Below are 24,422 nucleotides of genomic sequence, written 5' to 3'. Positions count from 1 at the left end.
TGCGAGCGAACTCAGATCTTCCGCATGACGGTGACAACCTTGCCCAGGATGACGGCGTTGTTGCCGGGAATCGGCTCGAAGAGTTCGTTGTGCGGCATCAGCCACACCTCCTTCTTCGTACGCTTGAACGTCTTCACGGTGGCTTCGCCGTCGATCATGGCGGCCACGATGTCACCGTTCTCCGCGACGTTCTGCTGACGGACGACAACCCAGTCGCCATCGCAGATCGCTGCATCGATCATCGACTCGCCGACAACCTTGAGCATGAAGAGCGAACCCTGGCCGACGAGTTCGCGGGGGAGTGGGAACACGTCCTCTACCGCTTCCTCGGCAAGGATCGGTCCGCCGGCAGCGATGCGACCCAGGATGGGGACGAACGCCGGCTCCGGTAGCGGGTCGGCACTGTTGTACTCACCGGAATGCTTCGACACCGACGCGATGGCGGTATCGGCCGCAACCTCGTCGAGACCTCGAACATCGACTGCGCGAGGGCGATTGGGATCGCGTCGAAGGAAGCCCTTGCGCTCCAACGTTCGCAGTTGATGTGCGACCGACGACGTGGAGGTGAGCCCCACCGCATCGCCGATCTCGCGAATGCTCGGCGGATACCCGCGCTCCGTCACCGAATCGCGGATGACTTCGAGAACGCGCCGCTGACGCTCGGTGAGCGTCTCGCTCGACGGAGACGGAACTGCAGAAGCTCCTGCCTCCGCGGCTGTGCTGGAGCGATCGTCCTTCATGGCCTGTTGCCTCCGTGTCTGAAGAAGTCGTGTCTGTAAAGGCTGTGTCTGAAAAAGCTGTGTCTGAAAAAGTGCCTGGTGCAAATCGCGCAGAAACCTGTCGGTGCCTCCTGCCAACATTCGAGCTGTCGACAAACACGGAGGCTTTCGCAATTCCCGCTGTGTGGTCTGACACGAATCTAGCCGGATTTGCTCGCGGTTTCAAACATCTGTTCGATTCGTGTCGCTTGAAGTAGAGACATTGTCGGCCAGGCGTGGTAGAAATTCGAACATGCGTTCCATCGAACGCATGATCGAACACATCGATCGGTGTCGACCAGCGGAGGTCACGATGGGTAACGCAGCACTGAGAAGCAACAGGGTTTTCGACGACGCGATTGGTGACGACGCGATTGGTGATGACGCGATTGGTTTCGACGGCACGTCGGCGTTGAAGTACCACCCCTCGTTCTATGGGCCCGATGGTGGATCCGACGCTGACGGTGTGTCGTTCGAACGGCGCGGCACGGCCGAAATGCGGGGCGTGGCCAGGTATGTCGACAACGAACCGCAGGCGGCCGTCGTTCGTCGTGTTCCGGCGGTTGGCGCGGTTTCAGGTTCGCGTTCATTGCGTGAATCTCCTCGCCGGTGGGACGGCGAGCACGATTCGTCACGCCCGTACGGAGGAAGTTTCGCGCACCGAAACAGAGTCGGTGTCTCACGGGTCGAACATGAAGTGGCTGCCGAGGACGTCAGTTGGAAGACAGTGTTCCTTGGCGCCGTATTCACTGCACTGGCAGTGTTGGCGTTGGTGGGGATCGGCGCTTTGTCGAGTGGTGATGTCGCTGCGACAAACGGTGCGACCGAAGTGGTTCGTGTTGCTGCGGGTGAATCCCTCAGTGATATTGCTGCCAAGGTTGCGCCTGGCCAGGCTGTCGGCTCGGTGATCGAGCAGATCATGGATCTCAATGCGATGTCGAGTTCCGGACTGTCCGTTGGGCAAACGCTGATCGTGCCGGCCTCGGGCCGCTGACCGTACCCCGTGCCAGGCGGGGGCGTACCGAGCGTGAGAGCAGTCGGTTCACAGCGAGTAAGCTGTCCACTTGACAGTCCCACCACCTCGGGTGGTCGCGTTGAGTACGTGGATCTGCTCTGTAAATCGTCGGAGGATTTGCAGTCGGTAGCGAATCTGAGTTGCGGCCATTTCGGCGACAACGAAGGAACCCCGATGCATTGCCCGTTCTGCCGGCACCCTGATTCCCGAGTGGTCGATTCGCGCGAGGCCGACGAGGGCCAGGCGATCAGGCGGCGCCGTTCGTGCCCCGAGTGTGGCCGCCGATTCACCACGGTTGAGACGGCAGTTCTCTCGGTTGTGAAGCGCAGCGGCGTGACGGAGCCGTTCAGCCGAGAAAAGGTGGTCAAAGGAGTGCGTCGCGCATGCCAGGGCCGCCAAGTGGACAACGATTCGCTGAATTTGCTGGCCCAACAGGTCGAAGATGCCGTACGTGCTTCGGGTTCTGCCGAAATTCCCAGCAACGAGGTAGGGCTCGCGATTCTCGATCCGCTTCGAAATCTCGACGAGGTTGCATACCTGCGATTCGCATCGGTGTACAAGTCCTTCAGTTCTGCCGCGGATTTCGAACGTGAGATCACCGACATGCGCGAACATGCCGAGACCCGTGCTGCCGACAAGGCTTCCGGCGCCGAGACCGTTTCCGTCGACTGAGGCCTTTGCCTTAGATAACGCTGAGAGCACAAAGCGGCCGTAGGTAACGCTGAGAACACAAAGCGAACAATCGAACAAATCGGGCAAGTTATTCGCTTAGTGTCGACCAAGTACGTTCGTCCGCATCTCGGATCTTCACGGAGGCGTTATGAACTTAGTTGCAGTTCTCGGAGTCGTGAACAGCCTGGTAACCCTCGGGTTCGCCAACACTGTTGCCACCTTTGGTGGTTTCCTCACCAACGTCAACATTCAGACAATCTACTGATCGCGCAATTCTCGCCGAACGTCAACGCTTGATCGCTTCGATAGCTTTCAGGACTCGCTTTTCGGAAATCGGTGTGGGTGTACCGAGGGACTGCGCAAACAGGCTCACGCGCAGTTCTTCGATCATCCAGCTGATCGAGTCGACATCTCGAGCAGTGCGACGCTCTTCGGGAAGTGAACTCAACAACCGGTCGTACGCTGCGTACACCCGGTCGAGGACGTCCATCGCCTGCTGATCTCGTTGTGCACTTGCGGGTAGAGCTTCGAGACGGAATTTTGCTGCGGCAAGATACCGCGGCAAATCGCGTAGGCGGGCCGAGCCCAATTCGGCGACAAATCCCGGAAACAGCAGTGAGGTCAACTGTTCTCGGACGTCGTCTGCTGCTTCGCCGCGTGAGCGGTCCAGAACGACGCTCAGTTGGTGTGCTTGTTCGAGGATCGGAACAATCATGCGCAGGATCGCGGAGACGCGTCCGGCCAGTTCGGAGCGTGCGATCTTCACCAGGGCGTCGAACGCCTCAGGCGTGCGTACCGGTCCGCCGTGGGCAGCTATCACTTCGTTTGCAGCTGCCACCCGGCAATCTTCGACGAGTGCCTCCAAGCCGCCGTCCGGATTCTGGCCGAGAGCCAGACGCTGAGTGTTCGACAAGCCGGCGGTCACGGCCTTGAGCTGGGTGGGAACGGCCGCGAGAAGAAGCGCCCGAGTGCCTTCCCGCATCGCCTGCGCCTGCGCAGCCGGCGTACTCAGGACACGAACGGCAACTCCGCCGTTTTCCGGCACCAGTGCTGGGTACCCGGTTACCTGCTGTCCGCCGATGGAGCGAGTGATGGTCGGTTCCAGTGCGCCGAGCGTTTCGGATGTCCAGACGGTTGCCGCTGCCCGTTCGGTACCGGTTGCCGCCTTGGCCACTTCCTTCTGTACGCGCGGGGCGAGCGTGCGTCGTAGCTGCGCCAGATCCTTACCCTTCGCGAGAACCGTGCCCGATTCGTCCTCGACGACAAATGTCATCCGAAGATGGTCGGGCAGCGCGGCGGGATCGAAGTCCTTGGCGTCGATCTGGATCCCGCCCAAGTGCGAGAGTTCGCGGGCCATTGCGGTCATCAACGGCTCGGATCGAGGTTTGACTGCTGCCAATGCTGCGGCGGCGTAGTCAGGTGCGGGTACGACAGCGCGTCGGATGTTCTTGGGCAACGTCTTGATCAGAGCAGTAACCAGATCGACGCGCATACCGGGGACCAACCAGTCGAAGCCGACCGGCTGAAGTTGCGCGAGCAGGCCGACCGGGATGTGCGCGCTGACGCCGTCGTCGTCCTTTCCGGGCTCGAATTGGTAAGTGAGCGGAAACTGCATGTCGCCCTGGCGCCAGGCGTCCGGGTACTCGCCGCCCAGTACTGCAGCCGCGTCGGAGTTGACCACCGTTTCCGGCGTGAAAGTCAGCAGACTCGGATTCTTGCGCCGCTCGGTCTTCCACCACTGGTCGAAATGCTTGGCGGATACGGCTTCCTGGCCGATACGTTCGTCGTAGAACTCGTAGAGAGTTTCGTCGTCGACGAGGATGTCGCGGCGGCGCGCGCGGTTCTCGAGTTCCTCGACGTTGTCGAGCAGTGCACGGTTCTCGTGGAAGAACTTGTGGTTCGTCTGCCATTCGCCCTGCACGAGCGCATGGCGGATGAAGAGATCGCGAGAGGCCTCGGGATCGATTCGTGAGTACGTCACTGCGCGGCCGGTCACCAGAGGAACTCCGTAGAGAGTGACCCGCTCGTATGCCATCGCCGAGCCGCGCTTGGAGGACCAGTGAGGTTCGGAATAGGTCCGTTTCACCAGGTGCGGGGCGAGCTTTTCAGCCCACTCGGGTTCGATGCGCGCGGACATGCGAGCCCACAGTCTCGACGTTTCCACGAGTTCGGCGGCCATGACCCAGCGTGGTGGCTTCTTGAACAGTCCTGATCCGGGGAAGATCGCGAAGTGGCTGCCCCTGGCGCCCAGGTAGTCCCGCTTCTCGCCCTCGCGTAGCCCGATGTGTGAGAGCAAACCGGCGAGGAGTGACTGATGGATCGCGTTCTCGCTTGCGGGTGTCTCACCCACCGTCCAGCCGAGGCCGCGGGTGATCTGCCGGAGTTGCCCGTGCAAATCCTGCCATTCGCGGATGCGGAGCCAGTGCAGGAACTCGTTCCGGCACATCTTGCGAAACTGGTTGGAGGACAGATCGTTACGTTGTTCGCGTAAGTAGTCCCACAGTTTCAGGTATGCCAGGAAGTCGGAGTTCTCGACATTGAACCTGGCGTGCTTTTCGTCGGCGGCCTGCTGGAACTCGGCGGGCCGCTCGCGAACGTCCTGGATGGACAACGCCGCGACGATGACAAGGGTTTCGTGAAGGCAACCGTTGTTCTTGGCTTCCACCAGCATTCGTGCCATCCGCGGATCCACCGGAATCTGGGCCAGCTCGCGGCCGACCGGCGTCAGTTCGGGGTGGCTTGCCTCGGAACCTCGCGCGATCGCGCCGAGTTCTTCGAGCAGTCCGATTCCGTCCTTGACGGCGCGCTGGTCCGGCGGTTCGACGAAGGGGAAGGCAGCGATGTCGCCCAGACCGAGGGCCGTCATCTGCAAGATGACGGATGCGAGATTGGTCCGCAGGATTTCCGGCTCGGTGAACGCCGGCCGTGACTCGAAGTCCTCCTCGGAATACAGGCGGATGCAGATTCCTTCGGCGACGCGGCCGCAACGCCCGGAACGTTGACGAGCTGACGCCTGCGAAATGGGCTCGATCGGCAATCGTTGAACCTTGGTGCGCACCGAATATCGCGAAATGCGCGCGGTTCCCGGATCGACGACGTACCGAATGCCGGGAACGGTCAACGAGGTCTCGGCCACGTTGGTGGCAAGGACGACGCGTCGGCCGGTGTGCGGCGAGAACACTTTGTGTTGCTCGGCAGCAGACAGTCGCGCGTACAGCGGGACGATTTCGGTGTTGCGAAGACGCCGATCGCGTAAAGCGTCTGCGGTGTCGCGAATTTCGCGTTCGCCGGAGAGGAAGACCAAGATGTCGCCTTCGCCCTCCGCGCTCAGCTCGTCGACCGCCTCGCAGACCGCGTCGACGGGATCACGGTCGAAGGTGATGTCGCCGGACTCGACGGTCAGTGGCCGGTAACGCATTTCGACGGGGAATGTTCGACCGGATACCTCGACGATCGGCGCGGGCTTACCGTCGACAGCGAAGTGCTTGGCGAAGCGTTCGGGATCGATGGTCGCCGACGTGATGATGACCTTGAGATCGGGTCGGCGGGGGAGCAGCTGAGCCAGGTAACCGAGGATGAAGTCGATGTTGAGGCTGCGTTCGTGCGCTTCGTCGATGATCAGCGTGTCGTAGCGTCGGAGCATACGGTCGCGCTGAATTTCGGCGAGGAGAATGCCGTCGGTCATGAGCTTGACGTAGGTGCGGTCCGAGACCTGGTCGGTGAACCGCACGGTGTATCCGACGGCGTCGCCGAGTTCGGTGTCGAGTTCTTCGGCGATACGTTCGGCAACGGTGCGTGCTGCCAGTCGGCGAGGCTGTGTATGTCCGATCAGGCCGCGGACGCCACGTCCGAGTTCGAGACAGATCTTCGGGATCTGAGTTGTCTTACCCGAGCCGGTCTCGCCGGCGACGATGACAACCTGATTCTCCGAGATCGCGGTCGCGATGTCGTCCTTGCGCTGACTGACGGGCAGAGCTTCCGGATACGAGACTGCGGGAACATTGGCGGAGCGTGCCGCCAACCGTGCGCGCGCCGTTTCAATTTCCTCGGCCAGCGCCACCAAAGCGTCTGGTGTGCGGGCACGGTCGAGTTTGCGACGGAGTCGACTCTCGTCGCGGAGTGAGACCTGCGCCAGCGCGCTCTTCAGGTCACTCCGCTTGGGGGAGAGTGGGGCCGGTGGTGTTGTAGACATGCTGATGACAGCCTATCGAACGCGTTCACAACTACCGCTCGCAGATCGTTTTGATGTGCAAATATCGACCAGTGACGACAAATACCGCAAATGAGGCAGTTACACCGGTCGCGTCGACGCCTGTTGCCGTGCGAGTACTTCGCTTGTTGTTCGCGATCTACGGACTCACGGCGCTGCTGTGGATTCCGATTCGAAACGCCGACGGATTCTCGTTGTCGAACTATCTGAGCTACTTCACCATCGAGAGCAACATCCTTGCGGTGATCGTATTGCTGGTCGGCGCCCTTCGGGATCCGCAGTCTCGGACATGGCAGTCGGTTCGCGGTGCGGTGACGCTCTACATGGTGATCACCGGAATCATCTACGCCGTTCTACTGGCCAATATCGACGTCAATTTGAACGACGCGTGGATCAACTCGGCGCTCCACCGCATTCTTCCGCTGGTGATGCTCCTCGACTGGGTGTTCTTCGCTTCGAGGCACAGGATCTCCGAAATCCGCTCGCTGCAGTGGCTGCTGTTTCCGGTGATCTACGCGGTGTACACGTTGATTCGAGGGCCGATCGTCGACTGGTATCCGTATCCGTTCATGGATCCTCGCCACCAGGGCTATCTGGCCCTGTTCATCGGATTTGTCGTACTGGGCATCGCGATGGCCCTGATGGCGTTGGCGGTCAATGCCGTCGGACGGCTGGGAGCCGGGCTACGCGGACGGAACGCTGCGAAGTCCTAGTGGATTGCCGGAGGCGAGCACCTGCTCGAGGCGGTCCACGTTCGGGTGCTTACCGGGGTTCGCCCGCGCGTCCTTGGTGTGTTCGGCAAAGATCGTCAGTCCTGCCGAGGCGGCTTCGGGTGTGAGCGCGCCGTAGACCTGAGCGAGATGGTTGTACACCTTGACCGAGCCGGACTTTCCGGGCTTGTTCTCGACGGTGTCGATGACGGTTCCGTCGGCGTCGAGTACCTCGATGGCGGCCAGATGATCGATGGTGGGCAGTGCGGCGAGATTGTCGGCAAAAGTCATGGTCGACAGATTACGTGTGTACCCGGAAATGCCGGTGCCCGGCGAGCGCCGTCGTCCGCCGATTCCCGGTGTCGATATAGTCGCAGCACATCGTTTGCACACCAGCATCGTTTGTATTCGAAGGGGACAATGATGGCTTCGGCATTGTGGCACGGGTTCGCGGACATGGGCGCTGTGGAGAAGAACGGCGCGTTTGTCGTCTCTCGCGGTGAGGGCGCGTACATCTGGGACCGCGAGGGCACTCGGTATCTGGATGCGACGGCGGGCCTGTGGTTCACCAATGTCGGGCACGGGCGCACGGAGATCGCGGATGCGGTGGCGGCTCAGTTGTCGAAGATCGCTCATTTCTCGAATTTCGGTGATTTTGTTCCCGAGACCACGCAGGTGTTGGCGGAGCGGTTGGCGACGATCGCGCCGGTTGCCGGGAGCAAGATCTTCTTCACTTCGGGTGGTTCGGATTCGGTGGACACTGCGGCGAAGCTCGCTCGCCGGTACTGGCACGAGGTGGGGCAGCCGGAGAAGGCGATCATCGTCGGTCGTCAGAAGGCGTACCACGGAATGCATGTTGCGGGAACGGCTCTGGCGGGTATTCCGGTGAACCGTGAGGGTTACGGCGAGCTGATGGCGGATGCGGCCACGGTCGGCTGGGATGATGCGAAGAGTCTGCTCGAGTTGATCGAGAGGATCGGTGCGAACAAGATCGCCGCGTTCTTCGCGGAGCCGATCATCGGTGCCGGTGGGGTGTATCTTCCGCCGGAGGGGTACCTGGCCGAGGTGCGCGACATCTGCCGCGAGCACGACATTTTGTTTGTCGTCGACGAGGTCGTGACCGGTTTCGGTCGTATCGGCGGCGAGTGGTTCGCGTCTACTCGTTTCGATTTGCAGCCCGACATGATGACCACGGCAAAGGGTTTGACGTCCGGTTACGTTCCGATGGGTGCGGTGTTCATCGCGCCGCGGGTGGCGGAGCCGTTCTATGCGGGTTCGTGGTGGCGTCATGGTTACACGTATGGCGGGCATGCCGGTGCTGCTGCGGCGGCGATGGCGAACCTCGACATTCTCGAGCGTGAGAATTTGCTTGGGGAGTCGAAGCGTCTGGAGGCGTCGTTGCATACGCATCTGCAGCCGTTGGCCGAGCATCCGCGGGTGGCGGAGGTTCGTAGTGGACTGGGTGCGGTCGCTGCGGTGCAGTTGGCTGATCCGGCGGAGGCGTTGCCGTTCGTGAAGACGTTGCGTGAGCACGGTATTTCGGGTCGCGCGGCGGGTCAGGGTGCGATGCAGATTTCGCCGACGTTCGTCATGACCGACGATCAGGTCGCGGAGATGGCAGCAGGGATCCTCGCAGCTCTCGGATGAGTTCAGTTGCGGCGCCGGAAGAGTTTCTCGATTCGGCGCCGCACAGCGTTGGGTGCAGGTTCGAGTTCCAGAACCTCTTGTTCCGACTGCTTGGCGTAGGCCTGGGTGTACCGCTCGTGCAGTACCGAGCGAATTTCGTCCGGAGAGTAGGCCCGACGCTGGCGTTCGCCGCGCGCAACGAGAACCCCGGTGGCGGCAACGCCCATTGCACCGGCGAGGCCGACCAGTTTCCAAACGTGCGAGGCGCGCAGAGGAGTAGGGAGTTTCATCCCTCTACGCTAGAGGCATGGACCGACGATTGCTTTCGCAGGTGAGTCTCGAGGAGGCCGCCGCGGCGACCCGCACGGGCGACATCTGGATCTTCCGCGGAGAGTCGACGGCGGACCGGGCCATCCAGACGCTGACCAACAGCCCGGTCAACCACGTCGGAATGTCGGTCGTGATCGACGACCTTCCGCCGCTGATGTGGCATGCGGAACTCGGTCACTCGCTGCAGGACATGTGGACCGGACGCTTCCAGCGTGGTGTCCAACTGCACGATCTGCGATCGGCGGTTCAGGTCTGGGGCGCCAAGTACGGGCAGCGTGGATGGTTGCGCCAGCTCGACCACGAAGTCACCCGGGAGCAGGAAGACGCTCTGCTCAAGACGATCGCACGGCTGGACGGTACGCCGTTCCCGTCGACGGCGAAGCTTGCCTCACGCTGGTTCGGAGGCCGAATCCCGAAGCTGCGCAAGAAGTCCGACGTGTCCGCAGTGGCCGTCGAGAGCGCCTATTGCGCCGAAGTGGTTGCCAAGACCTATGAGGCGATGGGTCTGCTTGTCGGTAACCGTCGTATCAACTGGTTCGATCCGGGCAAGTTCTGGAGTGGAGATCAGTTGCCCCTCGCGCCGGGAGTTGCGCTCGGTGACGAGATCTCGGTGTCACTCAGCGCACGTGACCTCGAGGCCGGACGCAATCCCGCCGGGTACTCACAAGGTTCGTGACGGCTCGGCGACGACGCGGCCGCCGACTTCGAGCCACCCTTCCGGAGAGAAGGTGGTGTGAAGCACCGATCCGCGTCCCTGGGTGATGAGCAGTGATTTCCTCAATCGGTCCGTGATGCGCAGCGCTGCAGATCCGGTCGCCTCGTCCTCGGCGATTCCCATCACCGGTGCGAACATGCGTGCGCGGATGGCAGCTTCGAGCTTGTCCTGCCATGCCCACAGATACGAATGATCCGCCTCGTAGTCGGACGGATCTGCGTCGATGACGTCGTCGACCGTGTCCATCGGATAGATCGCGAATTCCGGTGCCCATTCGGCACGCGCGCGTACCCACGTCAAAGCGCCGGATTGGCGGACGTCGACATTGCCGGCAGGAACGTCGAGGGCGCTCACGCGACGGCCCTGTTCGCCCAGCCACCACGTGGCACCGACGGTCGGGTGTCCGGCGAAGGGGAGTTCTGCTGCCGGAGTGAAGATCTGGACCCGCGCACGTGAGGCGCCGTCATCCGGAACGTCGATGAAGATGGTCTCGCTGTAGTCGAGTTCCTTCGCGACGGCTTGTCGATCCGATTCTGCAACCGTGGACGCGTCGACGATTCCCAACGGATTCCCGTGCTTGCCGTTCTCGTCCGTGAAGACCCGGACCACACTCACCTCGATACCCATCGGTCCACCCTAGCGCGCGAAAAGCCCTCCCCACCTTCACGGTGGGGAGGGCTCGTCGAACTGCACTCAGGTCCGAGTGATCAGACCTGTGCGGCAGAGAGGATCTCGTTGGCTTCGACAGCCTGTGCGACGCCCGCGACGATGGAACCGGCGCGGATCGCTTCGAAGATGACCTCGCGGTCGACACCTTCCTGGCGGAGGGTGTTCTCGTGAGCTTCGAGGCAGTGGTTGCAGCCGTTGATCGCGGACACTGCAAGCGACCACAATTCGAAGTCGGCCTTGTCGACGCCCGGGTTGCCGATGATGTTCATCCGCAGGCCGGCACGAAGGTCGTCGTACTTACCGTCGAGGTAGCCCTTGGTGCGGTAGAAGACGTTGTTCATGCCCATGATCGACGCTGCGCCGAGAGCGGCGTTGTATGCCTCTGCCGACAGGTTGTCGGCAGCCTCGGAAGCAATCTCCTTGAGCGTGGACGCAGACTTGGTGGCTGCGGCCGTTGCGAGGAGCGTTCCCCACAACTGCTGCTCGTTCAGGACCGTCGTGCGCGCAATGGAACTCAGGTTGAGCTTGAGGTCCTTCGCGTACTCGGGAAGCGAGTTCTTGAGGTTCTCGACGCTCATACTCAGACGCTCGCAGTCAGGAGCTCGCCGGCGTTGATGGTCGGGTCGCCCTTCTTCCAGTTGCATGCGCACAGCTCGTCGCTCTGGAGAGCGTCGAGGACGCGGAGAACCTCGTCGACGTTACGGCCGACGGAACCGGCTGTGACGGAGACGAACTGGATCTCGTTGTTGGGGTCGACGATGAACGTCGCGCGGTCTGCAACGCCGTCGGCGTTGAGGACGCCGGTGGCCTCGGCAAGCTCGCGCTTGAGGTCCGAGAGCATCGGGAAGGGGAGGGTCTTGAGCTCTTCGTGCTGTGCACGCCACTGGAAGTGCACGAACTCGTTGTCGACGGAAGCGCCGAGAACCTGAGCGTCACGGTCTGCGAACTCTTCGTTGAGCTTGCCGAATGCAGCAATCTCGGTGGGGCACACGAAGGTGAAGTCCTTGGGCCAGAAGAAGACGATGCGCCACTTGCCTGCGTAGTCGTCACTGGTGACGGTGGTGAAGTAGTCATCGGGCTGCTGGGCATCGACCTTGGACAGGTCGCCGCCGATGACAGCCGTGAGGTTGTAAGCGGGGAACTGGTCGCCGATTGTGAGCAGAGCCATGTGTCTCATTCTCCTACGTGTCTCGTGAACAGGAATTTCTTGCGCACACGATCCGGCTGTTCGGACTGTGACGGCCGAACGTGCTGGATCGAGAGGGTTTGTCACCGTCAGCGGGTCGGACGGTTTCGACTGGAGTGTCGAGGTTGTGACCGGCGCTTTTTGGTATGAGTCCATTCTGCATCAAACCGTTCAAAAGGTAAAGGTGATGGGTGGCACTACACTGATAGGCATGTCTGATCAGACTTATCAACCTTCCTTGTCACAGCTGCGTGCCTTTGTGTCGGTGGCCGAGTACCGGCACTTCGGTACTGCCGCAGCACGTTCCGGTGTGAGCCAACCCACACTGTCGCAGGCGCTGGCGGCTCTCGAGGCGGGACTAGGGGTCAAACTGATCGAACGTAGTACGCGGCGCGTGCTCGTGACCGCGGACGGACAGCGCTTGCTCGGTCAGGCGAAGCAAATCCTCGAGGCTGCCGACGGTTTCGTCGCGAGCGCGGCCGGCTCCGGCGACTCTCTGACCGGACCGCTACGCATCGGGTTGATCCCGACCGTTGCGCCGTACATTCTTCCGGGGTTGTTGCCGGAGCTGCGCGAGAAGCTACCGTCGTTGGCGCCGCAAATAGTCGAGGATCAAACGGCGCGCTTGCTTGATGCCCTGCGATCGGGAGCGCTCGACGTCGCGGTGTTGGCGCTTCCTGCCGGAACACCTGGCCTGGTGGAAGTTCCTGTGTACGAAGAGGATTTTGTGATGGTCGTGCCGAACGATCATTCCTTGGCCGGACGTGTCGATCTCACGGCGGACGTGCTCGACGCGCTGCCGTTGCTCTTGCTCGACGACGGCCACTGCCTGCGCGACCAGACGTTGGATCTGTGCCGTTCGGTAGACGCCCATCCGCTTGCCGGCGACACGCGGGCTACCTCTCTCGCGACAGTCGTGCAATGTGTGGCCGGGGGACTCGGGGTGACTTTGGTCCCGGAATCGGCTGTTGCAGTGGAGGTTCGACGCGGGGACTTGTCGACGGCGCATTTCGCTTCCCCGGCTCCAGGTCGCACGATCGGCGTCGTGTTCCGCTCGTCGAGTGGCCGAGCAGAAGGATTCCGTCAGCTGGCCGAGCTGGTCCGTTCGGTCAGCCCGACAGTTCCTCGATGACCTAACTCGTTCGACGTCGACGTGAAAGCTAGTCGAGAGAGCCTTCTTTCACGGCAATGACGGCTCCGGGATTGAGAATTCCCAGCGGGTCGAGCGCATCCTTGACCTTGCGATTGAGGGCCATGACGTCTTCACCCAACTGTGACGGCAGCCAGTCGCGCTTGAGTCGACCGACCCCGTGTTCGCCGGTGATCGTGCCGCCGAGCGCGATGGCGAGATCCATCACCCGTCCGAATGCGATCTGTGCGCGTTCGGACATGTCCGGGTCTGCGGGGTCGAAGACGATGAGCGGGTGTGTGTTTCCGTCTCCGGCGTGCGCCACCGTGCAGATCAGGACGTCGAGGTCGTCGGCGATGGCTTCGACCCCGGTTACCAGCTGGGGGAGTGCGCGCATGGGAACGCCCACGTCTTCGAGAAGCAGACTTCCCATCGCGAGCACTGCCGGGAACACTGCCCGCCGTGCCGCCGCAAAAGCGTCACCTTCGGCCTGGTCATCGGTGGCGAATACTTCGGTGGCTCCGTTGTTTTCGCACGCCTGAACAATCGTCTCGATTTCCAGCACGCCTGCCGCGCCGGGTGCGTCGGACTGCGCGAGCAGCAGTGCGTGAGCCTTGCGGTTCAGACCCATGCGTACCGCATCCTCGACGGCATTGATGCTGGCATGATCCATGAACTCGAGCATCGCCGGACGCATGTTGCTGGTGATCGCCAAGACCGCGTCCGTAGCTTCTTGTACCGAGTCGAACGATGCGACGACGGTTGATGCGGGCGGCTGCGCGGGAATCAAACGCAACGTGATTTCGGTGATGATGCCGAGAGTTCCCTCACTGCCCACGAACAGTTTGGTGAGGGAGAGTCCGGCGACGTCCTTGAGAAGGGGACCTCCGAGGCTGACCGCTGTCCCGTCTGCCAGCACGACCCGGAGTCCGAGAACGTAGTCGGTGGTAACTCCGTACTTGACGCAGCAGAGTCCGCCGGCGTTGGTGGCTGCATTGCCGCCGATGGAACAGATCTCGAAGGACGACGGGTCAGGTGGGTACCAGAGTCCGTGCTCTGCGGCGGCTTTCTTGACCTCCGCATTCATCAAGCCGGGCTGAGTAACCGCCACACGGGCGACCGGGTCGATCGTGATCTGTCGCATTCGCTCGGTGCTGACCACTATGCAACCGTCGACGGCGCTGGATCCACCGGAAAGGCCCGAGCCGGCACCTCTGGGAACCACCGGCACGCGGTTGGCGGTTGCCCAGCGCATCACTGTTTGGATGTCTTCGGTGCGCGTTGCGCGAACCACGGCAGCGGGGTGGCCTGCGGCCGGGTCGGCGGCCCAGTCCTGGCGGTAGCCCGCGGTCACATCCGGATCCAGCAGGACGGCTCCCTCGGGAAGCGCTGCTACAAGTTCGTCCAAGGCGTGCGAATTTTCGACCGTCATCACTCCATCATGCGTCCGGCAGCGCCGCTGAGGTCCTGACTTGGTCAGATTTGGGCGCGGCACCGTTGCCCTGGCCCCTACCGGGCCGCATCTTCTGGCCAGCCGGGGTAGTTGGGGAGGACGAGGGGTGGGGCGAAGTCGGTGCTCATCCGGAGTCGATTCCCGTCGTGACGCGATTTGAACCAGTCAGAGCAAGTCTCCTGTTGCACACGGTCGCTGGTGGAGCTGGTGAATTTGTCGACGATCCAGCCGCCGAAGACGTCCCCTTCCGGTGCATTGCGGGGCCCTTCGAATCGAGGGTAGGGGGTAGCTGTAGAAGCGGTGTTGTGCATCCAGATCTCGTAACTACTGCTCGGGAGTCGCGACGAATCCGGTTTGCGGCCGTCGTAATCGGTATCGTAGGCGTCGGAGCAGGCGTAAGCGACGACGGTCGAATCGCCAGGGTATCCGGCGGGAATTGTTTGAATACTCAAGATCCGGTTGATGCTGGTACCTCGGTAGACGCGTGGTGGTGTGTCTGCGGGTTCTCCGTAGCGGCGATCGCTCGAGACCGTTCCACGAGTGTTCGCAGTGATTCTCGAGAACCCGTGGTAGGCGTCGCTGCGATCGCCACTACTGTCAACGATGTAGTCGGATTCTATGAATGCTCGGATTATGGTGGCCTCTTCGCTGAAGAGGTCGATGCCGGGGTCTGCGAGCCATTGGTTGTGATAGTCGGTCATGTAGCTCGGTAGTACATAGACGTTTGACGCGGCGGGCGTGGTTGTGGCGCTGACGTTTTCGGTTGAGTTGGGTGCCGCGCAACCCGCGATACATGATCCCATGCTGAATGCCAGTGCAAGAGCGGTTGCGGCGCGGTGGTTTCGCCTTGTAAACGCAGGAAATCTATCCGACATCGTCGAGTCCGTCTCTCATGTTGGTCATGAACGTATCGCGATTGAATCCCCGAAACGTCAAATAGTCCTGCAGCGTGCTGTCGAATTTGCCGTTTAGACCCAGGGTCTCCAGATCGACTGGTCTGAGGGATTCGCTCGGATCGCCATTGACTCGAAAACCGTTCAGTTGCTCAAAGTGTTCTCTTCCGTAGGCGTTGTCGAGTGCCTGAACCAATCGGTAATCGAGAAGGGTCGTCGAAGCCGAACTCTGGTGTGTGAAGTTGAGTTGTGCCGGAGGAGCTTCGACCGGGGAGCCCAGGACGTGATCTTTGAGTTCGACTCCCAGCATGCTGACTGCAACGCTGGTCGGTGGTCCGAAGCCTGGGATCATGGCGGCACCGCCGGAAATCAGCCAACCGAGTTCGTCGTATGTTTTCCCACGTCTGCTGATGATGTCCTGTTGCGCCGCCGCAGCGTCACCGGTTCGGTTGAGGGCTTCTTCCTCGAGAGCACCGTCCATCAGTGCCTGGACGCGTCCCGCATATATTGCATATTGCGAAGAACCCGCGGCGATGTCTCCGCTCATGCTGGTTTCGACGAAGGTCCCTTGGAGTTGGCCCGCGGCTCCGAGCATGTTCGCATTGAAACTTGCGGCTGCGTGGGGGTCGCTGTCGATGATCGCGATCACCGATTTTGCATTGGCGAATCTGTCGTCGTAGGCATCGAGATTTTCGAAACCGAGGGTACCGGTTTGATCGGGTTCCAATCCGACGAGATTCCCGATGTACGGGGTCACCGCGGAACCGATGGATTGCGTCAACGCGGGATTCACTTCTCCGATGGATCTGTTGTCCAGGCCGGCGATGTCGAGGTAGGCACCTTTGTTGCCGGCGAGATTGTGGGCGAGTGCAAGGGCAGAGGCGCCGGCCCGTTCGGCAACAGCTGGGTTGGAGTTGGTGGCGTCGGGTCCGATCCAATCGGTGAGGCCGCTGACGGCTCGTCCGTCATCGTTCCATTCGCGGGTGAACAGATTCACCACGTCGTCCTGATGAGCAGGGGTGGTGAGGAAGTCGGCGTTCGAAGGTATGTCCCGAGTGGCAACGTCGAGGGCTTTGGTGAGGCTGGAGTCGAGCTCATCGTTGCTGACGGGCTGGCCGTCGTCGTCGAAGACCAATCGCATCGGGGCGCTCGATGAAGTTTGCGATTGGAGAGGGGCGAGATCTGCGCTGCGATCGAGCAGTGCAGAACTCAAAGCGCTGCCGGATTGTGTCGCCGGGTCTGCATTTCGAAGTATGTCCGTGAGTGCATTCGAATCGTCGAAATGGTTGACGTTCACGGTGGTGGAGTACCCACCGGGTTGGAGTTGCGAGCTGTACGCGGGGTCGCTGAAGATTCTGCGGACGTCTGGCGGAAGGTTGTCGAGGCTGCCCGCGTTGCCGTTGCCGTCGGTGACGTTGGGATTGGAGACGGTGAACATGCCCGTGGCGAGGGCGCTGGGGATTCGCGCGTCGGCGGGGACATTCGCATCGGGGAAGTTGACCGTGCGGAATCCTTCGGCTCCTGCACCGATATTCTTCAGCTCGTCGAGGTTGGTATCGGCGTAGAACTCACGTAGGTAGGCGAGTTGTTCCGGGTCGACGACCACGGGCCCGCCGGCAGCAAGTTGCGCTTGTTGTTCCGGAGTGAAAGTCGTCGCGGCGATCAACCGTTGCTTGGCCGCCTCGCTCTCGGGTGTTGCGCCCGGGGACTGCGCGAGAATGTCGGAGTCGTGGGCTCCCTGACCATCGAACCGAACGTGATGTGAAGGGGTGGTCGACGCTGCATCGGGGATCCCGAAATCGGCCTTGCGGTCGATGAGCGAGGTGCCTGCGGCGGTGATCTCCGTAAGGATTCTGGCGGCGCTCGCGTCAGTCTCGTCGACGTCCGTGAGTGCCGTGCCGATGCGCCACGAGTGATATTCGAGGCGGGCTTCTACCCCGCGCGGATCTGTGCTCGCCAGAGTTGCGGGCGTCGCGGTGACGGAACCGTCGTCAGAGACGGTGAAACCGTCGGCGCTCGCGTCGTCGACGCGGCTGACCAGTGTTTCGCGGGTGTACCGGAGGTTTGCCGATTGCGCTGCGACACAGCGCCCGGCGTCTCCGACTATCGCGACGGCGTCTCGCCCGAAGGCATGCTGCTGGGTTGCCGAATCCCATGCTGCGGTCGCCGCGCTGCCGCTCCAATCGCTGGTTGCGGTGTCCATGATGCGGTGCGCGATGTCGACGTTGCTGTCGAATACGTCATGTCCGCGGCCCAGGGAGCCGGCGTAGTTGTCGAGGGCGTCCAGATTCCAGGATCGGATCTGCGAGATCGACAGTGTCATCGCACGTCTCCCGAATCCTCGATCCGTGCGCCGTTGGCGATGTCGACCCGGGCGAACACTCGTGCGGAGTTTTCCAGTTTCGTGCGGGTAGCAGTGATCCCCGCACCGATCGCGCGGCCGAGTTCGTCGACGGTGACGACGTTGTCGGCTATGGCTGCAGCGAACGCCGACCCGGCGGCTCCGGCCGATGCGGCGGTAGCGGCCTCCGAAGCCGAGAATCCACCGAGTTCCTCGGCAGATGCCGTCAGCCCCTCCGCAGCACTTGCCAATTCGGCTGGATCAGCTGAAAAAGTATCCACACCCATGAACGAATCCCCCCGAATTCATCTGCGAGATCACAGTGAATCGAGGATAGAGCATGCCAGATGACCCGACCTCGAGGGGTGCGTCATCGTCCTCGCGGTCGAGGGGGTTGTGTGAAAGCCCTAGCGGCCCTTCTGCTTTCCGGAGAACCGGCCACCCGAACTCTTGGTCCCACCGGACTTGCCGCTGCCTGATTTGCCGCCCGCCTTGGCCTTACCGGAACCGGCGTTGCGTCCGGATATGTTCTTTGCGGTGCCGGCGCCCTTAGCTTTCTGCCCGTTCTTGGCAGCTTCTGCGCGACGCTCGCGGGCCGCGATCTTGGCCTTGACGGAGCCCTTGATCTTCTCGGCCGGCTCACCGTTTCGGCCGCGGGAACTCTGCGCCGTTCGGCCCCGCACGATGCCGATAAGTTCCTCGACCAGATCTGTGGTCTTGGACTCCATCCATGCCAAAGCCACAGGAGCCTCGGGCGCACCGTCCACCGGACGGAAGGTCAGGTCCTTGCGATGGTGGAACCGCGCCAGCGAATGGGGAACCACGACAACTCCGACGCCGGCGGCCACCAACTCGATGGCGTCGGCGATGGTCGCGGGTCGCTCGGCGGCGGTCTTTCCGGGACGGGTCGGCCAGTCGAGTCTGTCGTCGAGAGGATCGAGCACTATCTCGTCGGCCAGATCGTCGACGGAAATCTGATCGACAGTAGTGAACACGTGATCTTTCGGTACCACCACCACCGGGGTTTCCGCATACAGCGAGATGGCGCTGATTCCGGTCCGGTCGATCGGCAGGCGAACCAACCCTGCATCTGCTTCACCTGCGCGAAGTGCAGCTTCGAGTTCGAGAACCGGGAACTGAACAAGTTCCAGACGCACCTCGGGGAGCCGCTCGTGCCACACCCGGACCCACTTGGTGGGCGTCACCCCCGGGGCGTACGCGAGTCGAAAAATTGCCTGACTATCCGCGTCTGTCACCAGGCAAGGCTACCGCCTTGGTAAAAGCACCCGTATCGGCTGGTTACTCTTGTTGCATGACGTCGAACAAAACTCCCCAGACGATGAAGCCGACGACGGCTGCCAAGAAGCTGGGTGTGTACCTGGAAGCAACACCTGCGCAGTTCCAGGAAGGCGACGTGACTCGTGACGAGCTGACCGCTCTGCAGACCGATCCGCCGGAGTGGCTGCTGGAGCTGCGACGCACCGGACCGCACCCTCGCCCGGTCATCGCCGCCAAGCTGGGCGTATCGATCGCCGGCCTGGCCCGCGGCGGCGTCGAAGAAGCACTCACCACGGATCAGATCGCCGCACTCCTCGAAGAGAAGCCTGATTGGCTCGAAAAGGAACGCGCTGTTCAGGCCGAGGTGCGGGCCGAGAACGTTCGCATCAAGGAAAAGCGCGCTGCTCGCCGCAACCAGCCGCGGAAGGCTCGAAGGGGCTGACGCCCCCTGTGCGCCTTTTTGGTAGCGCCGACTACCAGAAAGGCGCACAGGCGCTAGCCTTCTACGACGCTCAGTTCGTCGAACACGATTTCACCCGCGGCATCCGATTCCGGGATGTCGACGACGGCAAGCAGCGCCCATCCGTGATCGCCCTCCGGATCCTCGAGCACCTGCCGCACCCGCCAGAACTCTCCGTCCTCAGTGACCTGGAAGAGCGCCGGACCGCGCGCCGACGGCCCGGTTCCGATGGTTGCGTACTCCTCGAAGTACGGCAGTAGTTGCTCTTCCCACTCGGCGGCCTCGATACCGTCCTCGAGGTTTTCCAGCTCGTTCCACTGTCGACGCGACGCGAGATCGATGCGTCGGAACATCGCATTGCGCACCATGACGCGGAATGCGCGCGGGTTCGCCGAGATGGGACGGGGAATGTCGGCGCCGAACGCAACCTCTTCCGTGTCTGCCTCGGCTCCGGGGTCGGTGAGTGACTCCCACTCGTCGAGCAGGCTCGAGTCGACCTGACGGATCAGCTCGCCCAACCACTCGATGATGTCTTCGAGTTCCTCGGTGCGCGCTTCGGTCGGGACGGTTTGCCTCAGCGCGCGGTAGGCGTCGGCGAGGTAGCGCAGGACGAGGCCCTCGGACCGGGTGAGTCCGTAATGGCTGATCAATTCGGCAAACGTCATGGCGCGTTCGATCATGTCGCGCACCACGGACTTGGGGGAGAGGGCGAACTCGGTGATCCACGGGTGGCCACCCCGGTACATTTCGAAAGCCGGGAACAGCAAGTCCGACAACGGTTTCGGCCAGGTGACCTCTTCGAGAAGCTCCATGCGCTCCTCGTACTCGATGCCGTCCGCCTTCATCTGCGCCACCGCTTCGCCGCGCGCGAAGTGCTGCTGCGCCATCAGAACCTGACGCGGATCGTCGAGCGTCGACTCGATGATCGAGACGACATCGAGTGCGTAACTGTCGGATTCGACGTCGAGAAGTTCGAATGCCGCCAAGGCGAACGGTGAGAGTGGCTGGTTCAAGGCGAAGTCGCGTTGCAGGTCCATCGTCAACCGAGCCATGCGGCCGTACTCGTCGGGTTCGTCGAGGCGTTCCACGATCCCGGCGCTGAGCAATCCGCGATACAGCGAGATCGCTTTGAGGATGTGCTTGCGTTGCGCCGGACGCGATTCGTGGTTGTCCTCCAACAGATGCCGCATCGCGTCGAAGCAGTTGCCCGGGCGGGCAATGACATTGAGCAGCATCGAGTTGCTGACCGAGAATCGCGACACCAACGGTTCGGGCGATGCCGCGACCAAGCGGTCGAACGTCGCTTCGCTCCAGGACACAAACCCCTCGGGAGCCTTCTTGCGTTGAATCTTCTTGATCTTCTTCGGATCGTCGCCGGCCTTGGCGACAGCCCGCAGATTCTCCACTTCGTGTTCCGGTGCCTGGACGACAACGGTGCCCATCGTGTCGTAGCCTGCACGACCCGCGCGGCCGGCGATCTGATGGAACTCGCGGGCTTTCAGATGCCGTGTGCGGACGCCGTCGTACTTGGCGAGACCGGTGAGCAGCACCGTGCGGATCGGGACGTTGATTCCGACGCCCAGAGTGTCGGTACCGCAGATCACCTTGAGAAGCCCGTCCTGCGCGAGAACTTCGATGAGCCGTCGGTACTTGGGCAACATGCCAGCATGGTGAACGCCGATGCCGTGCCGGACCAGGCGCGAGAGTGTCTTTCCGAACCCCGTGGTGAAGCGGAAACCGCCCAGCGCTTCGGCGATCGCTTCCTTCTCGGCCTTGGAACAGAAGTTGACGCTCGTCAGTGCCTGGGCGCGCTCGAGCGCGGCCGCCTGCGTGAAATGCACGATGTAGACGGGGGACTGGTTGGTGGTCACCAGATCTTCGATGGTTTCGCCGACCGGCGTGGTCGCGTACGAGAACATCAAAGGCACAGGGCGTTCCGTGCCGGAGACGACGGTGGTGGGCTTCCCGGTGCGACGCGTCAGATCGTCGGAGAAGAAGTCGACCTCACCGAGAGTTGCCGACATCAAGAGGAACTGCGCGTGCGGCAACTCGATGAGCGGAACCTGCCACGCCCAACCTCGATCGGGTTCGGAGTAGAAATGGAACTCGTCCATCACGACTTGGCCGATATCGGAGTTCGGGCCCTCTCGCAGTGCGAGATTCGCGACGATCTCTGCCGTCGCACAAATGATCGGCGCCGACGAGTTCACGGCGGCGTCGCCGGTCATCATGCCGACGTTCTCGGCACCGAAGACCTCACACAGCGCAAAGAACTTCTCGCTCACCAAGGCCTTGATCGGCGCTGTGTAATAGGTGCGCTTGCCGAGCGACATCGCATAGAAATGCGCGCCGATCGCTACCATCGATTTGCCGGACCCGGTCGGCGTCGCAAGGATCACGTTTGCGCCCGAGACCAACTCCATGACGGCCTCTTCCTGGGCAGGATAGAGCGTCAAACCTCGTTCGAGGGTCCACGAAGAGAAGGCGTCGAAAACGGAATCAGGATCCGCGTTGTCGGGGAGAAGTTCCGTCAGCAGCACTCGTACAGGCTAGCCGCAACCGCGGATCAGGTTGCGCTTCGCTCGTCCGAGCCCATGGCGTCGAGCACTGCCATGCGGGTGGACGACGTTCCGGTGATGGTGTTCTCGCCGACGCCGGAGATCAGCATGTGACGCCAGCGGGCCTCGTCGAAGACGAGTGGTGCGGTGCTGGAAAGAAAATCTTCGACGATCTGCAGGAAACGCATCGGATCGTCGCGGAACGGGAAGTGGCCCGAGCCGCGGAAGATTTCGAGACGTGAGTTCGGCATCGCTGCGTGCGCGAGGTGAGCGTGGGAGACGGGAATGACGGAGTCGTCGTCGCCCCAGATCAGTTGAACCGGCAGATTCTCGGTCAGATAACAGCGGTCGAGCATCGTGACGACCTGTCCGCGCCAGTCCACGACTGCCCGCAGCGTACGAAGGTAGGCCTCGTAGGCAGTGGGGTCGGGGAGATCAGCGAGCACTCGAATCAGGTCTGGCGTGTCGTGCAGCATGGTGCCGGGGCGCAGATTCGAACCGTGAACGACACCGGCAAGGTTTCCGGCCATCCGGACGAGCGGCATCGCGCCAGGTATCCGGAGCAGTTTGACGACCTCGTTGACCACCGGAACGGACATGAGGCGCAGCAGCGGGTGGACGTCCTTGGTGACGCCACCGGCCGAGACCAGCACGAGGCGATCCACCATGTGTGGGAATTGGTAGGAGAACTGCATCGCGACGCCGCCGCCGAGCGAATGCCCGATGACGGTGACGTGCTCGATGCCGAGTGTCGACAGGAGATCACGCATGCCGTTGGCGTACGCGGCTACCGAATAATCGGCGCGCGGCTTGTCGGAGCGGCCGTGACCCAACAGGTCAGGTGCGATGACCGTGTACTTCTTGGCGAGGTGGGGAATGATCTCGGTCCACGTAGACGAGTTGTCGCCGATTCCGTGCAGGAGCAGTACTGCCGGACCCTCGCCGGCTATCCGAAATGCGCGTCGGTAGCCGTGAATCGTCCGGAACATCATCCGCGGTTCCTCGTCGGGGACCGGTCGGAGCTGACGGTTCCGTGGTCTGCTCATGTCGCCTCCTGGCTCGGCGTGTGACCACGTTGACTGTCTGCTCCAGTTGTTGAGCCGTCAACGAAAATCACACAGAGTTTGAGGCTATCCGACGGATGTGTCCTGAACAACAGCCCAGGTAACGGAGGGGTTGCGGAATGCGCACAATGTCGAATTATGCGCCCCGCCCGTCACATTTTCGTCAGTTGTCGCCTCGATCGAGGTCTCCAGCTGAGCCGAAGTCGTCATTTCCTGCCTGTTCGGCCAGGAACTTTTCGAACTCTGCGCCGATCTCGTCACCGCTGGGAAGGTCGGCCTCGCCGGCCAGAAGGGACGACTGTTGTTCCTGAGCGGCGACAAAAGTGTCGTATTGACGCTCCAAAGCGTGGACTACAGTCTGAACTTCTTCGTTCCCGGCTATGTGCTCGTTAACCTGTTCCCGAACGCGCGCCGCGGCCTCACCCAGTGCAACCAAGGGCAATTCCAGATCCGAAACCTCGGAAACGTTTTCGAGCAAAGTCTCTGCGGCGCCCGGGTAGTCCGTTTGCGCGAGGTAGTGGGGGACATGCACCGAAAAGCCCATCGCCTCGTGCCCGTGCTGAGACATACGAAGCTCGAGGAGTGACGATGCGCTGCCGGGAACCTGCAGTTCACCTGACCAACGCTGATGGTCCTGGATCAGGTCCTTGTTGGTCGAATGTGCTGTCACACCCAGCGGTCGGGTGTGCGGGATTGCCATCGGAATCGCGTTGAGCCCGATGGTTCGACGCACTCCCAGCTGTTCGGACAACAGACGAACGGCTGTGGTGAACCGCTCCCACTTGAGGTCCGGTTCCATCCCTGCGAGCAGCAGGAACGGCGTGCCGGCCGTATCGCGCAGTGCGTACAGATTGAGCGCCGGAGCGTCGTAATCGGAGAAATGATCGGCCTTGAACGTCATCGTTGGTCGACGTGAGCGGTAGTCGATCAGCTCGTCGACAGCAAACGACGCGACAAGCTCGGTTTCCAGGCTTTCCCGCAGATGCGTCGTCGCCAACTTCACGGCGTGACCGGCGTCGGAGTAACCCTCGAGTCCGTGAATCAGGATCGGTCCCTGGCCGTCGGCAGCCGCCAACTGGGGCGCCGGAAATTCCAGCTCGTACATCCTCGACTGTTCGTCCATCGCAGTCCCCTTCGCTCTTCGGTCTTGATCTCAAGTGTCCACTATCGGCGCACGCTCGACAGCATCGGAGTCAGGTGCCCGACAGCACTGGATCAGACGTTCATCGGTAAGAACACCGAGTCGGTGACCGATCATTCCCGATCCGACGAGACGGACGTTCGCCGAGAGCGAAGCCGAGCGGTATCTTTCGACACTTGGCCTGGGCGTTCGCTAGATGTCGGGTGCGCGGCTT

Annotated in this window: 22 protein-coding genes; 7 read left to right on the top strand and 15 right to left on the bottom strand. The window is 61.9% G+C overall.

What is annotated here, in order from left to right; genetic code table 11:
• Positions 1–11: 11 nt before the first annotated feature.
• Entirely contained in the window at positions 12–740 is a 729-nt protein-coding gene (gene lexA / locus AC2ETI_RS02305; protein WP_020723648.1) for a transcriptional repressor LexA, read from the bottom strand.
• 271 nt (positions 741–1,011) lie between these two features.
• Here lexA and AC2ETI_RS02300 point away from each other — a divergent pair, with 271 nt between their 5' ends.
• A complete protein-coding gene (locus AC2ETI_RS02300) occupies positions 1,012–1,752 on the top strand; it encodes a LysM peptidoglycan-binding domain-containing protein (RefSeq protein WP_047889278.1) in 741 nt (246 codons plus the stop codon).
• Positions 1,753–1,947: 195 nt separating this feature from the next.
• Entirely contained in the window at positions 1,948–2,445 is a 498-nt protein-coding gene (gene nrdR / locus AC2ETI_RS02295; protein ID WP_020907539.1) for a transcriptional regulator NrdR, read from the top strand.
• 286 nt (positions 2,446–2,731) lie between these two features.
• Here the strand turns inward: nrdR and hrpA are convergent, their stop codons facing one another.
• Positions 2,732–6,637 (bottom strand): ATP-dependent RNA helicase HrpA, encoded by a 3,906-nt coding sequence (gene hrpA, locus AC2ETI_RS02290; RefSeq protein WP_019748218.1) that lies wholly within the window; start codon positions 6,635–6,637, stop codon positions 2,732–2,734.
• A 53-nt stretch (positions 6,638–6,690) separates the two neighbouring features.
• Between hrpA and AC2ETI_RS02285 the strand changes: the two genes are divergently transcribed.
• The gene (locus tag AC2ETI_RS02285; protein ID WP_070797210.1) at positions 6,691–7,368 is read left to right on the top strand and encodes a Pr6Pr family membrane protein; all 678 of its coding nucleotides are present in this window, start codon (positions 6,691–6,693) and stop codon (positions 7,366–7,368) included.
• Here the strand turns inward: AC2ETI_RS02285 and AC2ETI_RS02280 are convergent.
• Positions 7,339–7,656: a DUF2322 family protein gene (locus AC2ETI_RS02280; RefSeq protein WP_483633503.1), complete on the bottom strand. Its 318-nt coding sequence runs from the start codon at positions 7,654–7,656 to the stop codon at positions 7,339–7,341. The genes AC2ETI_RS02285 and AC2ETI_RS02280 overlap by 30 nt on opposite strands.
• A gap of 132 nt (positions 7,657–7,788) precedes the next feature.
• On the opposite strand from AC2ETI_RS02280, the gene AC2ETI_RS02275 reads away from it, so the two are divergent.
• Complete coding sequence (locus AC2ETI_RS02275) at positions 7,789–9,012, top strand: aminotransferase family protein (RefSeq protein ID WP_020907543.1); 1,224 nt, start codon at positions 7,789–7,791, stop codon at positions 9,010–9,012.
• A gap of 2 nt (positions 9,013–9,014) precedes the next feature.
• Here AC2ETI_RS02275 and AC2ETI_RS02270 read toward each other — a convergent pair whose 3' ends face one another.
• Positions 9,015–9,281, bottom strand: coding sequence for a hypothetical protein (locus AC2ETI_RS02270; RefSeq protein ID WP_007732799.1), 267 nt, complete (start codon positions 9,279–9,281; stop codon positions 9,015–9,017).
• Positions 9,282–9,298: 17 nt separating this feature from the next.
• On the opposite strand from AC2ETI_RS02270, the gene AC2ETI_RS02265 reads away from it, so the two are divergent.
• Positions 9,299–9,997 (top strand): hypothetical protein, encoded by a 699-nt coding sequence (locus tag AC2ETI_RS02265; protein ID WP_019748222.1) that lies wholly within the window; start codon positions 9,299–9,301, stop codon positions 9,995–9,997.
• On the opposite strand, the gene AC2ETI_RS02260 is transcribed toward AC2ETI_RS02265, so the two are convergent.
• The 3 genes from AC2ETI_RS02260 to AC2ETI_RS02250 form a co-directional block, all read right to left on the bottom strand.
• On the bottom strand, positions 9,983–10,663 hold the full coding sequence (locus AC2ETI_RS02260) for a PhzF family phenazine biosynthesis protein (protein WP_483633502.1): 681 nt from the start codon (positions 10,661–10,663) through the stop codon (positions 9,983–9,985). The two genes, AC2ETI_RS02265 and AC2ETI_RS02260, sit on opposite strands and share 15 nt — an antisense overlap.
• An 80-nt stretch (positions 10,664–10,743) precedes the next feature.
• Complete coding sequence (ahpD, locus tag AC2ETI_RS02255; RefSeq protein WP_003942122.1) at positions 10,744–11,283, bottom strand: alkylhydroperoxidase, AhpD family; 540 nt, start codon at positions 11,281–11,283, stop codon at positions 10,744–10,746.
• Between the two features lie 2 nt (positions 11,284–11,285).
• Complete coding sequence (locus AC2ETI_RS02250; RefSeq protein WP_003942119.1) at positions 11,286–11,873, bottom strand: peroxiredoxin; 588 nt, start codon at positions 11,871–11,873, stop codon at positions 11,286–11,288.
• Positions 11,874–12,102: 229 nt separating this feature from the next.
• Between AC2ETI_RS02250 and AC2ETI_RS02245 the strand changes: the two genes are divergently transcribed.
• A complete protein-coding gene (locus AC2ETI_RS02245; RefSeq protein ID WP_020907545.1) occupies positions 12,103–13,023 on the top strand; it encodes a hydrogen peroxide-inducible genes activator in 921 nt (306 codons plus the stop codon).
• A gap of 28 nt (positions 13,024–13,051) precedes the next feature.
• Here AC2ETI_RS02245 and AC2ETI_RS02240 read toward each other — a convergent pair whose 3' ends face one another.
• From AC2ETI_RS02240 to AC2ETI_RS02220, 5 genes are all read right to left on the bottom strand, one after another.
• A complete protein-coding gene (locus AC2ETI_RS02240; protein WP_483633501.1) occupies positions 13,052–14,452 on the bottom strand; it encodes an FAD-binding oxidoreductase in 1,401 nt (466 codons plus the stop codon).
• Positions 14,453–14,529: 77 nt separating this feature from the next.
• Entirely contained in the window at positions 14,530–15,174 is a 645-nt protein-coding gene (locus AC2ETI_RS02235; RefSeq protein WP_019748224.1) for a hypothetical protein, read from the bottom strand.
• A 163-nt stretch (positions 15,175–15,337) separates the two neighbouring features.
• Positions 15,338–17,689 carry a TPR repeat domain-containing protein gene (locus AC2ETI_RS02230; protein ID WP_483633500.1) on the bottom strand — a complete coding sequence of 784 codons (2,352 nt, stop codon included), beginning with the start codon at positions 17,687–17,689 and terminating at the stop codon, positions 15,338–15,340.
• Positions 17,686–17,994, bottom strand: coding sequence for a type VII secretion target (locus tag AC2ETI_RS02225; protein ID WP_021334291.1), 309 nt, complete (start codon positions 17,992–17,994; stop codon positions 17,686–17,688). Before AC2ETI_RS02225 ends, AC2ETI_RS02230 begins: the two co-directional genes overlap by 4 nt.
• Positions 17,995–18,114: 120 nt before the next feature.
• Positions 18,115–18,963, bottom strand: coding sequence for a LysR substrate-binding domain-containing protein (locus AC2ETI_RS02220; RefSeq protein ID WP_003942255.1), 849 nt, complete (start codon positions 18,961–18,963; stop codon positions 18,115–18,117).
• A 56-nt stretch (positions 18,964–19,019) separates the two neighbouring features.
• Here AC2ETI_RS02220 and AC2ETI_RS02215 point away from each other — a divergent pair, with 56 nt between their 5' ends.
• On the top strand, positions 19,020–19,427 hold the full coding sequence (locus AC2ETI_RS02215) for a DUF5997 family protein (RefSeq protein WP_483633499.1): 408 nt from the start codon (positions 19,020–19,022) through the stop codon (positions 19,425–19,427).
• Positions 19,428–19,480: 53 nt separating this feature from the next.
• Here the strand turns inward: AC2ETI_RS02215 and AC2ETI_RS02210 are convergent, their stop codons facing one another.
• From AC2ETI_RS02210 to AC2ETI_RS02200, 3 genes are all read right to left on the bottom strand, one after another.
• Positions 19,481–21,985: a DEAD/DEAH box helicase gene (locus AC2ETI_RS02210; protein ID WP_097387413.1), complete on the bottom strand. Its 2,505-nt coding sequence runs from the start codon at positions 21,983–21,985 to the stop codon at positions 19,481–19,483.
• A 26-nt stretch (positions 21,986–22,011) separates the two neighbouring features.
• A complete protein-coding gene (locus tag AC2ETI_RS02205; RefSeq protein ID WP_019748230.1) occupies positions 22,012–23,049 on the bottom strand; it encodes an alpha/beta fold hydrolase in 1,038 nt (345 codons plus the stop codon).
• Positions 23,050–23,230: 181 nt separating this feature from the next.
• Positions 23,231–24,190, bottom strand: coding sequence for a proteasome assembly chaperone family protein (locus AC2ETI_RS02200; RefSeq protein WP_003942198.1), 960 nt, complete (start codon positions 24,188–24,190; stop codon positions 23,231–23,233).
• Positions 24,191–24,422 lie beyond the last annotated feature (232 nt).

The organism is Rhodococcus sp. MurmanLake-1, from assembly GCF_056945715.1.
This window is presented reverse-complemented; position numbering and strand designations above follow the sequence as displayed.

Excerpts from the sequence above, each read along its gene's own strand:
- lexA (WP_020723648.1), bottom strand. The coding sequence starts at position 740 with ATGAAGGACGATCGCTCCAGCACAGCCGCGGAGGCAGGAGCTTCTGCA.
- AC2ETI_RS02300 (WP_047889278.1), top strand. The coding sequence starts at position 1,012 with ATGCGTTCCATCGAACGCATGATCGAACACATCGATCGGTGTCGACCA.
- nrdR (WP_020907539.1), top strand. The coding sequence starts at position 1,948 with ATGCATTGCCCGTTCTGCCGGCACCCTGATTCCCGAGTGGTCGATTCG.
- hrpA (WP_019748218.1), bottom strand. The coding sequence starts at position 6,637 with ATGTCTACAACACCACCGGCCCCACTCTCCCCCAAGCGGAGTGACCTG.
- AC2ETI_RS02285 (WP_070797210.1), top strand. The coding sequence starts at position 6,691 with ATGTGCAAATATCGACCAGTGACGACAAATACCGCAAATGAGGCAGTT.
- AC2ETI_RS02280 (WP_483633503.1), bottom strand. The coding sequence starts at position 7,656 with ATGACTTTTGCCGACAATCTCGCCGCACTGCCCACCATCGATCATCTG.
- AC2ETI_RS02275 (WP_020907543.1), top strand. The coding sequence starts at position 7,789 with ATGGCTTCGGCATTGTGGCACGGGTTCGCGGACATGGGCGCTGTGGAG.
- AC2ETI_RS02270 (WP_007732799.1), bottom strand. The coding sequence starts at position 9,281 with ATGAAACTCCCTACTCCTCTGCGCGCCTCGCACGTTTGGAAACTGGTC.
- AC2ETI_RS02265 (WP_019748222.1), top strand. The coding sequence starts at position 9,299 with ATGGACCGACGATTGCTTTCGCAGGTGAGTCTCGAGGAGGCCGCCGCG.
- AC2ETI_RS02260 (WP_483633502.1), bottom strand. The coding sequence starts at position 10,663 with ATGGGTATCGAGGTGAGTGTGGTCCGGGTCTTCACGGACGAGAACGGC.
- ahpD (WP_003942122.1), bottom strand. The coding sequence starts at position 11,283 with ATGAGCGTCGAGAACCTCAAGAACTCGCTTCCCGAGTACGCGAAGGAC.
- AC2ETI_RS02250 (WP_003942119.1), bottom strand. The coding sequence starts at position 11,873 with ATGGCTCTGCTCACAATCGGCGACCAGTTCCCCGCTTACAACCTCACG.
- AC2ETI_RS02245 (WP_020907545.1), top strand. The coding sequence starts at position 12,103 with ATGTCTGATCAGACTTATCAACCTTCCTTGTCACAGCTGCGTGCCTTT.
- AC2ETI_RS02240 (WP_483633501.1), bottom strand. The coding sequence starts at position 14,452 with ATGACGGTCGAAAATTCGCACGCCTTGGACGAACTTGTAGCAGCGCTT.
- AC2ETI_RS02235 (WP_019748224.1), bottom strand. The coding sequence starts at position 15,174 with ATGACCGACTATCACAACCAATGGCTCGCAGACCCCGGCATCGACCTC.
- AC2ETI_RS02230 (WP_483633500.1), bottom strand. The coding sequence starts at position 17,689 with ATGACACTGTCGATCTCGCAGATCCGATCCTGGAATCTGGACGCCCTC.
- AC2ETI_RS02225 (WP_021334291.1), bottom strand. The coding sequence starts at position 17,994 with ATGGGTGTGGATACTTTTTCAGCTGATCCAGCCGAATTGGCAAGTGCT.
- AC2ETI_RS02215 (WP_483633499.1), top strand. The coding sequence starts at position 19,020 with ATGACGTCGAACAAAACTCCCCAGACGATGAAGCCGACGACGGCTGCC.
- AC2ETI_RS02205 (WP_019748230.1), bottom strand. The coding sequence starts at position 23,049 with ATGAGCAGACCACGGAACCGTCAGCTCCGACCGGTCCCCGACGAGGAA.
- AC2ETI_RS02200 (WP_003942198.1), bottom strand. The coding sequence starts at position 24,190 with ATGGACGAACAGTCGAGGATGTACGAGCTGGAATTTCCGGCGCCCCAG.